The organism is Serratia rubidaea, assembly GCF_016026735.1.
Classification (GTDB): Bacteria; Pseudomonadota; Gammaproteobacteria; order Enterobacterales; family Enterobacteriaceae; genus Serratia_B; species Serratia_B rubidaea.
Window position 1 is genome coordinate 1,242,319 of record NZ_CP065640.1, and the last position, 12,352, is coordinate 1,254,670.

7 protein-coding genes are annotated in these 12,352 nt (G+C 60.8%); all 7 read right to left on the minus strand.

Translation table 11 applies throughout. The features are described 5' to 3' along the window. Nucleotides 1-2: 2 nt before the first annotated feature. Genes I6G83_RS05810 through I6G83_RS05840 form a run of 7 tightly spaced genes read right to left on the minus strand, consistent with a single transcriptional unit; the run spans nucleotide 3 to nucleotide 12,208 of the window. Complete coding sequence (locus I6G83_RS05810) at nucleotides 3-2,309, minus strand: polyketide synthase (RefSeq protein WP_054305725.1); 2,307 nt, start codon at nucleotides 2,307-2,309, stop codon at nucleotides 3-5. Continuing rightward, the gene (locus I6G83_RS05815; protein ID WP_054305724.1) at nucleotides 2,306-3,781 is read right to left on the minus strand and encodes a D-alanine--poly(phosphoribitol) ligase; all 1,476 of its coding nucleotides are present in this window, start codon (nucleotides 3,779-3,781) and stop codon (nucleotides 2,306-2,308) included. The genes I6G83_RS05810 and I6G83_RS05815 overlap by 4 nt, the downstream gene beginning before the upstream one ends. Before the next feature lie 3 nt (nucleotides 3,782-3,784). Next, nucleotides 3,785-5,755 (minus strand): aminotransferase class I/II-fold pyridoxal phosphate-dependent enzyme, encoded by a 1,971-nt coding sequence (locus I6G83_RS05820; protein WP_054305723.1) that lies wholly within the window; start codon nucleotides 5,753-5,755, stop codon nucleotides 3,785-3,787. Then, complete coding sequence (locus tag I6G83_RS05825; RefSeq protein WP_054305722.1) at nucleotides 5,752-6,000, minus strand: acyl carrier protein; 249 nt, start codon at nucleotides 5,998-6,000, stop codon at nucleotides 5,752-5,754. The genes I6G83_RS05820 and I6G83_RS05825 overlap by 4 nt, the downstream gene beginning before the upstream one ends. 12 nt (nucleotides 6,001-6,012) lie before the next feature. Continuing rightward, nucleotides 6,013-7,041 (minus strand): methyltransferase, encoded by a 1,029-nt coding sequence (locus I6G83_RS05830; protein WP_054305721.1) that lies wholly within the window; start codon nucleotides 7,039-7,041, stop codon nucleotides 6,013-6,015. An 11-nt stretch (nucleotides 7,042-7,052) separates the two neighbouring features. Then, the gene (locus I6G83_RS05835) at nucleotides 7,053-9,611 is read right to left on the minus strand and encodes an aminotransferase class III-fold pyridoxal phosphate-dependent enzyme (protein WP_054305720.1); all 2,559 of its coding nucleotides are present in this window, start codon (nucleotides 9,609-9,611) and stop codon (nucleotides 7,053-7,055) included. Continuing rightward, nucleotides 9,608-12,208, minus strand: coding sequence for a hypothetical protein (locus I6G83_RS05840; RefSeq protein WP_054305719.1), 2,601 nt, complete (start codon nucleotides 12,206-12,208; stop codon nucleotides 9,608-9,610). Before I6G83_RS05840 ends, I6G83_RS05835 begins: the two co-directional genes overlap by 4 nt. Nucleotides 12,209-12,352: the final 144 nt, after the last annotated feature.

The following is a 12,352-nucleotide window of genomic DNA, read 5'->3' on the forward strand; positions in this document are numbered from 1 at the left end:
TCTTAAACCGATTGATTGAGCAGCAAATGGTAGTTAATGCCGCCGGTGCCGAAGGCGTTGATCGCCGCCCAACGGCCGCCTTCCTCCGGCAGCGGCCAGGGGAGCACGCGTTGGGGAATTTCTGCGGGAATGGCCGCCAGCGGCAGCTCGGGATTTAACGCAGACACCGGCGTAGGAGGAATTTGGCCCTGTTCGAAGGCGCTTAATACTTTGCACAGGCTCAGCGCGGCCGCACCGGCGAAACAGTGGCCGAAGTTATATTTCACCGAGCCGAGATACAGCGGAGAGTGCGCGGCCCGGCCGTAGCTATGCTGCAGCGATGACACCTCAGCCCGATCGCCAAGCGCCGTCCCCGTCCCGTGCGCTTCGAGATACTGCACGCGCTGCGGCTCGGCCGTCTGCAGGCCCAGCGTTTTTTCAATCGCCAACGCCTGCCCGGCAGGATCCGGCGCGGTCATGGAATAGCTATCGCAAGAGCCGGAAATCGCCTCAATAAAGGCCAGCGCCTGAGCGTCCGGCTGGCGGCTCAGCAGAAAAAAGCCGCCGCCGTCACCCGGCGTGAAACCGTCCGCCTTCTCGGCGAAAGGGCGAATGCGCGTGGCGGAAAGCATCATTTGCGCGCTGCACAGTACGATGTCGCGCTCCAGCGTCGCCGTCTCGATACCGCCGACCAGCACCGCCTCATAACGCCCCGTCTGCAAAGCCCTGACCGCGTTATGCAGCGCGGCCAGCGAGCTGGCGCAGGCCGCCTCCACCGCATAGCAGTCCGCGTCAATGCCAAAGTGTTCGGCCAGCAGCTGCGCGGTGCCGATGCCGCTGGCGCCGTACCAGCTCCAGCGGTTGATCTCCGGCTGAGGCGGCAAAGGGATAGCCCCCGTCGTCGGAGGCAAGGCGGCCCACAGTGCGGCCATCCCCTGCAGCCGATCGGCGCTCAGGGACAGGTTGCTGGCGATGACGATCGCCACCCGCTGAAACGACCGCAGCTTTTCAGTCCATTCGCCGCAGGCGTTAAGCGCATAAAGCTGTGTCACATCCAGCCGCTTCTTTTTTGCCGGCATCATCGCTTTATTCAGCGGGATCTGCCCGGGGTCGTGCGCCGGAAACCCCATCGCCCGGCGGGTGTACGCGCTGAGTTTTTGCGGGTTCGAGCGAACAAACGCCCCCGGGTGCAGCTGCTCCGCGTCGTGATCGCGTAATGCATCATCGCCCTGAGACAGCGTCTGCCAAAAGCGTGCTTTATCGTCTCCTTGAGCGGTAACCGGCTGGTAGTCGACGATCGCAATGCGCTGCGCCACCGGCGGCGTGCGAGCTGCCGGCGCCGTATCAATATTCCAGCGACGGCCGGTAAAGGAGTCACCGCCGCACGCGCGACGCTGATGCAGCAGCATCTCGAGGATCTGGCAAAAAACCTGATTGGCGCCGGCAAAATAAGCCGGTCGCCGCTCGTCAGCCTGCCGTTGAACTTCAGACCTGCCGCAGGTTAATTCGCCAAGCTGGAGCAGAATCGGCCAATCATGCTGCCGGGCCAGCGTCGGCGGGCACACCACCAGGCTGATCGCCCCCTCCAGCCAGCAGCTCGCCGCACAAACGCCCTGCTCCAACAGCATGGCCGCCTGCGGCCAATGGTGAAAACACTGCACGCTGGTCAGCACGGCCATCTGGCTGTCCTGATGCCGGAAGCAATCCTGCGCCAGTTGCAGCAAACGCAGGCCGCCCAAATCCGCGCCGTCGAGGGTCTGGCACTTGCCGCGCGTTTGCGCAAAATGCGCGATACGCGCCGGAATGCTCGATGCCATTTCCCCTACGCGGTCGTGTGAGGTGCTGCCTAACGTCTGCGCCAGCGGCTGTTTATACTCATCAATCCGCCGCTGTACCTCCGCCGGCGCGTATCCCTGGGCGCTGAGCCGTTCGGCCAACGCCCGCAGCGCGCTGACTTTGGTCGCATTGCGGTAGGCCGCGTCACTGCCCAGGTGCGTGGCGCAGAACTGGTCGCAACGATCCCGCAGCGCCGCCGGCAGCGTCAAACCTTGCATGGCGTCTGCGGCAGCCTGCAGCGCCAGACGGGTTTCCCGGCTGACCGCGGTTTTGAACAATGGCGGAATCGAGAACTTTTTAAAATCAAACGTCGCATCGTCAGCCCGCCGGCCGTAGATCGTCGCTACGCCCTCCTGCTCCATCAGCACCGGCGGCGCGTCAAGCAATGCCTGCCAGTCCGCCGGCGCGTTCAGCTGGCTGAAATGTCCAATACCGGGCAGCGCACAGCCAATGCCGACCACCGCCAGCGACGTTGTGTCTTGATCCTGACTCATTGGGCATGCACCTCGGCCAACCGTCGGCGATCCACCTTACCATTGGCATTCACCGGCAGGCTGTCGGCAATAATCAGCCGGTGAGGAATCATGTAAGCGGGAAGCCGGGCGTGTAAAAACTGCTTCAGCTCCAGCAGGGTCGGCGGCGACGCGCCAGGACCAAGGCTGATGACCGCCACCAGCTTCTGTTTAAGATCGCCCAGCTCAGCGTACAGCGCGGCCTGATTAACCGCCGGGTGGTGATGAACCGCCGACTCGATTTCCCCCAGCTCAACCCGGTAACCGTTAATCTTGACCATTTCGTCGAGACGGCCGCGGAACACCAGACCGTCCGCCGTCATCTCCACCCAGTCCCCCGTCGCGTGGAACTGACGGGGATGCCAGTCGCTTTGTCGGGAAACGGCCACATTACTGTAACCGGGCGTAACGCATGGCCCGCCAATCAGCAATTCACCGCGCATCCCCAGCGCCTGATTGAGCGGATAGCGCCGGCCTTGCTCATCAAGCAGCTGCGCATCCACGCCCGCCAGCGGATAGCCGATCGGCACGTGCTCCAACCGCTCCAGACTGGCCCGCGCTATCGGGTAAGCGGTGCACACGTTGGTTTCCGTCGGGCCATACCAGTTGCTGATGCGGCACTGCGCAGGCAGATGCGGCAGCAGGCGTCGCAGTGCAGCAACGGGATACGGCTCACCGGCAAAAATCACCTGACGTAACGCCGCACAGCCGTCTACGGTAAGCTGACCGCTTTTTTCCAGCATCGCCAGAATGGAAGGCACGCTGTACCACACGCTGACGCCGTGGGTTTGCAACCCCTGCGCAATGGCGCGGCAATCCTTCTGTTCGTCTTCACGGATAATCCATACCGCAGCGCCGACGCTGACGCCGGCGAACAGATCGAAGGTGCTCAGATCGAAGGCAAAACTCGCATGGTTCGCCAGAGTATCCTGCGCCGTCAACTGCGTATCGCCCACCGCCCAGCGAATAAAAAAGGTCAGCATGCCATGGCTGATTTGCACCCCTTTCGGAGTGCCCGTCGAACCGGAGGTATAGAGGATCGCAGCAATGGGATCGCTTAACATCACCGGCTGCGCCGGCCATTCCGGGCTGCCGTCCGCGCAGGCGGCAAAGCTGCGCAACCAATCTTCATCGATAATCAGCGCCGGCTCGGCCGCGGTGATAATACGCTCCAGCCGTGCGGCCGGCTGGCTGTAATCGATAGGGATATAATGGTTGCCGCTCAGCCAGGTCGCATAGATAGCGGCAACCGCCTCCAGACTTTTAGGCAGGTTGATTAATACCGCCTGCCCGGCAACGCCGCTTTGCCGTAAAGCGGCGGCCATCGCGCCGGCATTTTCCGCCAGCTGACGAAAGCTCCAGCGCCCTTCACCGCACAGCAGCGCCGTTTTGTCCGGCGTCTGCTGCGCATGCCGGAACAGGCCGTCCAGAATAAACGAGGAGAAGATTGCCATAGGTCAGGCCTCCGCGACGTGCAGGCGCGCTTCCCGAACCGATGAGGCATTGACGGGAACGCCAACCTCCTGAGCCGCCGCCACCAGGATGGCATAGGCTTCGTCCAGATCTTCCCGGGTATGTTCGCTGGTGATGCTGATGCGCAGGCGCGCATCCCCCACGCTGACGCCGGGGAACACCACCGTCTGGCAAAACAGGCCGCGCGCGCGCACCGCCCGGCCGAAAAGCAGCGTCTTTGCATCATCGCCCACGACGATCGGCACAATGGCCGACGCCGAATGCTCAAGGTCAAAGCCGGCGTTCAGCAACAGAGTGCGGAAGTAATAGATGTTGTCCCAGAGCATCGTCAGACGCTCCGGCTCCCGCAGCATGACGTCAATGGAGGCGATAACGCCGGCGGCAACCGGCGCGGGGATCGTGGCGGCGAACACATAAGAGTTGGAATAAAAACGCAGGAACTCAACCACGTCGCCGTCAGCACAGACAAAGCCGCCAAGCCCCGACAGGGCCTTGCTCATGGTGCCCAGCTCCAGATCCACCCGGCCCTTCATATTGAAGTGCTCCGCCGTCCCCGAGCCGGTCTTGCCCAGTACGCCGGTCGAGTGCGCATCATCCACCAGCACCCGCGCGCCGTAACGCTCCGCCAGGTTCATCAGGCGCGGCAGGTCGACGATATCGCCGTGCATACTGAAAACGCCGTCGGTCACAATCAGTTTGCCGCCGGGATGGTCGGCGTACCTGGCCAGCGACTTCTCCAGGCTGGTCAGAGAGTGGTCGTAAATTTTACGCTGCGCGCCCGCCAGCTTGCAGCCGTCCTGAATACTCATATGGTTGATGGCGTCGGTAAACACCAGGTCATGGCGGCTGGTCAGGGCAGAGATACAGCCCAGGTTGGCCGAATAGCCGGAAGGGTAGACGATGCAATCTTCGCGCCCTTTCAGCTTGGCCAGTTTGCGCTCCAGCTCCAGGTGCAGCACGTTGCTGCCGGCGATAATGCGGCAGCCGGTATTGGTGGCGCCGTAGGCTCCCGCCGCGTCCTGAATGGCCTGGATCACCTCCGGGTGATTCGACAGCCCCAGATAGCTGTTGGAGCCGAACATCAGAAATTCGCGGCTTTTACCGGTGATATCGTCAAACATCACGGCGCGGTTTTTACACGGCGTTTCCAACGGCATGCCGTACCAGTAAAGCTCACGCTCTTTTTTGTCGCGATAAAACGCTCTGAATTCACGCGCCTTGTGGAACAGGTCCGGATGTTCGATGCCGACAAAGTCGCGCATGGTGCGCGAATCGCCCAGCTCGGCAAGCCGGGATGCTGCACCGGCTGCCGCTGCGGAGGCCGGCGCATCCGCATCATCAGATACCTCATCAGACGGCGTGCTGGCGTCATTCGTCGCCAGCTGGCGGAACCAGTCCGCGCCTTTTTCCTGCGTCAGACGCGCCGTCAGGCATGCCTGCAGCTCCGCCAGCGTCGCGCTGCGTTCCAAGGCGACGTCATCGCTGAGGCGCAACGCCTTTAAGATCTCGCTCTGCGCGGTCACCACCGCGACCGAATCGATACCCAGATCGCCTTCAATGGCGGCGTCCGGCGTCAGCACTTCGGCGTCATAGCCGCTATGGGCGGCAAATACGCGGCGCAACAAAGCACCCAGCCACTGCTGCGGCGTCGCCGTAGCTGGCGCCGTCTTCTGCGCTTCAGGCAGCGTAGGCTCGCGCTGTAAAATACCGTCCAGCGCGTCCTGAATGGTTTTTATTTCCTGCACCTGCAGCGGGGTGTTCAGCTGAAACTGGCGATTCAGCGTCGCGGCAATCTCCGCCAGCGCAATGGAATCAACGCCCAGGTCATGCTCCAGATGGCTGTTCATCGCCAGCGCCGCGGGTTCATACTCGGTCAGCCGGGCGAAAGTCTGTAAGACGGACTGACGAAGAAGTGCCTGCCGCTCAGCGGCGCTCTCAACACCTTGCATGCTCATGCTTCACCTCCCTGCAGCCGTTGCACCAGCGTCACCATCGCCTGCACGGAGGCAAAGTTGGCCGGATGGATCTCTTGCATGCCGATCGTCACATCAGACTCCTGGCGCAAAAAATCCACTAGGTCAAAAATAGCGGCTGAATCGACGACGTTCAGCTCAAACAACGGCGTGTGCGCATTCAGACCGTCCCGTTCGCCATCCAGGAATTGATCGGCAATATGATTTATCAGTTTGCTTTCTAGCATGATGAGCTCCCGTTACTCGGCGGCACGTTTTTCGCCGACGATCAGTGTGCGAGGACCGGATATCGTCACAATGCGGGCATTGCTGAATCCGGCGCGGTGAAATCTTTCCAGGTACTCTTGCGGGCTGCTTTCAATGCCGCCGTCGGTGGAAACCAACATGTTCAGCGACAACAAGGCGGTAAACTCCGGCCCCGACTTGTCCGCATTCAGCGGCGTTTCAGAAGCGATAAAGCGGCCGCCGACCGGCATCGCCTGATAGATATGGCGCAAAATGGCCAGCTGGGTTTCCGGCGCATAGTCGTGCAGCATCCATCCCAGGTGGATCAGATCGTAATCCTCAAGCGGCAGATCGCCGGCGATCACATCGCCCTCCACCACGTCTATCCTTTCGCCGTAGCCTTGCAGCGCCAGACGATCGCGCAAAAATGCCGATGCCTGCGGCAGTTCGCAGATCGCCAGCCGAACCTGCGGATAAGCGTCAGCGACGGCCATCGGCAAACTGCCGATCCCGCTGCCGATATCGAGAAAGGCGCGATGCTGCGCAAAGTCATAGTCGCGGACAAAGCCTTCGATAAAGGGCATGGCGAATTTGCCCAAAAACTCCTGAAAATCCGCCACATCGCTCGGGTTCTGGTACAAAATGTCGAACCAGCTGCGATCGTCGCCGAACACGGCGCGACGCTGATGGGTATCGGTTTGCACCGCGCTTTTCAACTCGCCCCACAGCGGATACAGGAAGGTATCGATATGGCGCCCCAGCCAGCCCAGCCACTGCGGCTCATCGCTCACCAGAAATTCACGGTGTTCTGGGGGTAAGTGATAGCGATCGTCCCGCTTTTCGAGGTAACCCATCGCCTGCAGCGCAATCAGCAGCTGCTCGGTCGAACGGACCGGCCCCTCAAGCCGCGTCGCCAACTGCGCCGCGTCAAGATCTTCATCACGCAGGTAATCAAACAGGTTCAGCGCCAGCGCGGCGGTCAGCGCCTTGGCCTGAAAAAAACCCATCATCTGATTGACCGCATCTTGCTTGGTTAAAGACATCGCACTGGTTCCTATTTCAAAAAGGTGGACAATTCATCGCAAACCGCAGCGAAGGCGGTGACAAAGCGATCGATCTCCGCTTTGCTGATGATGAGCGGCGGCTGAATACGAATCACCGTCGAGCTGTTGGCGGTAATAAAGGTCAGGATCTTGTGGTCCTGACACAGCTTGGTGACAAACTTCATGCAGAACATTTCGCCGAGCGACTGCTCCATACGCTCCATGGCGGCGCGCAGGTGAGCCTGTACCGGGTCGGGCAGGAACTTCCAGGTCGTGTGCCAGTCGCCGGGCAGGCGGGTGGCAAACTCACGGGCGGAGGCGCTGACGGCGCCGGCAAAGGTTTGATCGAACTGGATCCCCAGCATCAGGCCGCGGCCGCGGATCTCCGCCACAAAGGGATAGCGGGCGGCCACCTCGCTCAACGCCTGTTTAAAATAGGCGCCCATCCGCTCGGCATGCCCCGCCAGATCCTGCGCCAGGATCTCGCGCAATGCGCTGAGCGCGACCACCGAAGCCACATTGCCGCCGCCATAGGTGGAGCTGTGCACCAGGAAACGATCCGCGGTGCCATAAGCCTGCTGCCAGATATCGGCGCGGCACAGCGTGGCGCCGATCGGGATCAGGCCGCCGGACAGCGATTTCGACAGCATCAGCACATCCGGTTCAATTCCTTCCCATTCGCAGGCGAACAGTTTGCCGGTGCGCCCAAGACCGGTCTGCACCTCATCGACCATCAGCAGAACGCCATGCTGCCGGCAGAGTTGCTGCACCGCCTGCAGATACCCTTCAGGGGGAATATGCACCCCGCCTTCCCCCTGAATCGGTTCGATCATCACCGCGCCGATATCGTCACGCGTCAGGGCCTGCCGCAGCGCATCAAGATCGCCGAACGGCGTTTCCACCATGGCTTCCAGCAGGGGTTTGAAATAGCGGCGGTGTTTGTCGCGTCCGGTAATCGACAGCGCCCCCAGCGTTTTGCCGTGGTAGCTGTTTTGCAAATAGACGATGCCCGGTTTTCCGGTCGCCGCCTTGGCGATCTTCATCGCGGCTTCGACCGCTTCGGTTCCCGAATTGCTGAAAAACACCCTGCCCATCTTGCCGGGCGCCAGGTGACAGAGCACTTCGGCCAGTTTGGCAGTCTGTTCAGGCACCGAAATATATTGGATAAAGTTGGGGCCCTGCGCATCCAGGTAACTTTTCAGCGCGTCGACAACCGGCTGCGGATTGTGACCAAGGTTGAGGCAACCGTAGCCGGCCACCATATCCAGGAAGGCTTCCCCCTCGCCGGTAAATAATTGGGTGCCTGCCGCATGACGAAACACGTTGTCGCAGTGCTGCAGTTTTAAAAAATCCACCATCATCGGGTTTACATACTGGTGGTAGCGGTCGAGCGTGTCTTCCCGCGCCGGCTCCTGAGCGATAATGGCGTCGACAAACGCCAGCCGCGATGAATTCTGCGTCGCTTCGCCGCGTTCACCGGCATAAATCTCATGGTGGTAGTAACGTTTGAGGTGGCTGACGGTCTGCCGGTCGATACGTTCGCCATACGAGGCCAGCGGGTAGGCGAAGAAGCCGTGTCGTTCGGCAATTTCGCCGATTTCCAACACTTTTTCCGGCGCCAGATAGCGGCCGAGCGAGAAATTCTCGCGGCGGTTTTCCAGCGCCAGCACGATGGTTTCCGCCATACAGCCGTTCATTTGCTGCTTGATGGTGACGTTCAGCGACTCTCCGCCCAGTTTGACCGCATCGCTCGCCGTGACGCAGCCGCCATCAATAATCAGAATATCGTCCCTGTCGGGGCGGGTGTCCGCCTGGATATCCCTGGGCAGGGCGACATCAATAAAAATGGAGCCGGGCTGCAGCCTGGCGGGATCGATCACGCCGCCGGCCGACGTGGCGGCAATAAACAGTTTACAGCGCGCATAGAGTTCGCCGGCATCGCCGGTCAGCGTCACCTGCGAGTGGTACTGCTCGGGCAGGTGGCTGAGCAGCTCGGCGCGCTCATGGCCGGGCCGGTGCAGCAGGTGCAGAGAAAAACCCTGCGCCAGCAGCAGGCGGCTGAGCGCCAGGCAAATCGACCCCGGATAGCCGACGATGGCGACCGGCTCACGGTCGGCCTGAATATCCAGCCAGGATTGGATCTGCAACAGCGCTTTGTAGCCGGCATAGGTGGTCAGCGAATTACCGGAGGTGACGGGCACCGGCGATTTTTCGGCGGTGGCTTCGCCGCGGCGGCCGACGATGGAGGTGAAACCGCCCAGACCCACCAGCTCGGCGCCGTCGGCCACCAGCTCGTCAATCCCCTGCAGCACCCGCCCGGCGATGGTGCGGGCATCGGCCAGCATTTCGTCCGCCACCAGCGGCATGTATTTAATCACCCCTTCACAGGTGGCGCCGGTGGCCGAGGTGATTTTGGCGAAGTTCATAAACGGCACCAGATTCTCCCGGCGCCACAGCTCACGTTTGTAACCACTGTGCAGCTCGGTCGAGTTGCGATGCAGCAGGTCCAGCATTTTAACGTAGCGTTTCAGCCCTACCGAGGTGGGATGTGCAATGAATCCGAACTTCATGATGTGGTTTCCTGTGTCTGATCTTGGTCAAAAGCAGTGCTGGTAGATTCAGGCTGTAACGCCGCCCAGGCTTTGCGCTCTTGTAACTCTTCCCAATCGCAAGGGTCGCGCTGCCATCCTTTGGCGGTGGCCAGCGAGATGCCGTCCCCTTCGTTGTTGTGCCCCAGCACCACGGAAAACAGGTTCAGCCGTCGGCGCGTCGTCAGCGCCTGGCGGATCGCCGCTTCGTCAAAGTGCGTCAGCGTCTTGCTCTGGATCTGGAAGTTGTTAACCGTCTGTGTGAAGTCAGGCTGCTCCACGTTCACCAGCCGCATCTGGCGCGAGGTACGGTTAAAGAGAATGCGTTCCTGATAGGTATTGATGACGGACAGGCCGCCGTTGCAGAAATAGAAGACCGAGATGCTTTTATCGAGCAGCTGCGGATGCGTAAGGATGTTGTCGATAAAAGCGGGCAGAATATCCGGCACAATGCCTCTGGCGCCGTCGCCGATAAACGCCACCACGTGCCCCGGGCTGGTATACGCCAGATAGCCGGTGGCCAGCAGCGCATCGCCCATCAGCGCCCGGCCATACCAGCCGGAAAACCCGCGCCGCGTTTTCGCCACATTGCGCGCGGCGGAAATGCCGCAGCGCCCTACGTCATACACGCCGGTAAAATCATAGTTTTCCGTTTCGATCAGATCCTCAATCACCCGGTTCAGCTGGCAAAAGAAGTAGTTGGCCGACATCGGCAGGCTGGGCAGCTGGCTGACCACGTCGGACGGCGAGTCCAGATAGGCGGCAATCAGCGCCTTGCGTTTATCCCGCAGCGCCGGGTCGACATTGAGATGGGCTTTGACCGCGCGTAAAAAAGCCAGGCAGTTCATCGGCAGATGCAGATCGGCGTAAGGCGAGAGATGGCGCTCATCATGCGTCAGCTGTACCAGATGCACCTTGCGCTCCAGCCGCCCGTCGGAGAACGGCGTCGTAATCTGGGCGACCCGGCTCTTGATCATGAACAGGCTCTGTTCACTCATCGGGTTAAGCTTGTCGTTGGTATGTAAGAAGTTGTAGACCCGTGGGCTGTAGCCGTAAATCGCCAGCGTGCCCAGATAGTGGGGGTTGCGCTCACCCTGATAGTATTTCGGCGCCGAACCGGGATGCGCCAGGGAATCCACCAGGGCAATGCCGGCGGCATCGGCAATCTCATGGATCAGGGCGTATTCATCGTCGCTGACCGGGCCAAGTTGCCACACCAGTTTTTCCGGGCCGTGGTTGATCAACGCCAGCGCCTGCTCCAGGCTGTCGCTCATCGGCGGCAGGTCATCTGCCGCCAGCGACGGCATCGGCGACGTATCCGCGATCTCATGCTCCAGCGACAGGGTCGACTCCAGCACGTTTTGCGTCGCCAGAATCACCACCGGCCCCTGCCCCTGATGATAATAGCGGAACGCCTCCGTCAGGCCGTCGGCGATGCCCTCAACCTCATCGATATAGACGTAAGGAATGCGGCGGGCGGCCAGCACTTCACGCATATCCTCCGTCGGCGTTTGCGTACCCTGGAAGCTGTACCACTGCGCGTTGCGGTTCTCCGCGGCAATGATTATCCCCTGGGCCGCGGTTTCTTTCAGGTTGGCCAGCGTGCCTTTGAATTCATCCATCATGCCGGACGTCACTACCCCTAAAAACGGCATGCGGTACAGCTGCCAGTTCGCCATGGCGCCGCAGGCGATGGCATGCTCATTGGGGCCGCGCAGAATCAGCGCGCCGCGCGCTTCCGCATGCCGATCCAGATAGCCGACCAGATTGGAAATGATGGAGCCGGTGTAGTAGGACACCAGCCAGCGGCTCGCGGTGGCGCGTTCGAAAAACCGGATCAGCTGTTCGCCGAGCGTATTATGCAGCGCCTGCGCCCCGACGGGCTTAACCCGACGGTTGGTGTAATTCATCTCGAAAAAGTCCATCCACAAACACAGCAGTTCGGTTTGGAAGATGGCGGGGTCGTCGCTGCGGACAATCTCCCGGTACTGCTGAGGGAGGTAACGGATCGGCGAGCGCAGCTCGCGGATAAAGGCGACGGTCGAAAAGGTGGTGTAAAACGCCGGGATCCCGCTGTGCTGCAACGCGCTGTAGAACGCGTCCAGATCGCGGTCGATCTGTTCAATGCTGTCGTCAGTGCCGGCAGGCGAGGTCTGATCGTAAAACAGCATCCCCAACTGGAATTCGGGCCGCTGCTCCAGCGCATGGGTATAGATGATCTTGCCCGTCGCCTCGGCCAGGCTGGCGCACTGAATAATGCGCACATTGATGGTTTTATTCTGGCGCTTCAGGAAATGCAGCGCTTTTTCACGCGCTTCCAGATAAAGCGGCGCATTCGCCAATTCAAGCAATTGCAGCGGTAATTCCGACTGGATATGGACGCGGTTGAAGACGTAATCGCGAATATCATTCAGCACGCTGAGTCCGGTTTGAAAAAATGTCGGATTGCGCGTCACCACCACCACGCCGACCGTGAGGGTATCCGCCGCCATGGCCGCGTCAGCGCGTTGTTCTGCCTGCCACACCTGCTCATAGGAAGCACAGCTGGCGGGTCTTGCTTGTCCTGTCATGAGTGTCATGCTCGAATTCCTTAATGCACAAATGGGAGTTGCGGCGACGCGTCGCGGGCCAAACGCAGAGCGAGAGAACCCGCAACGGTTTGCCCGCGGCCGTGGCCGGGTGCATCACCATCGTTGAGTCAGTTTTTTTGTTGCCGCTCTACG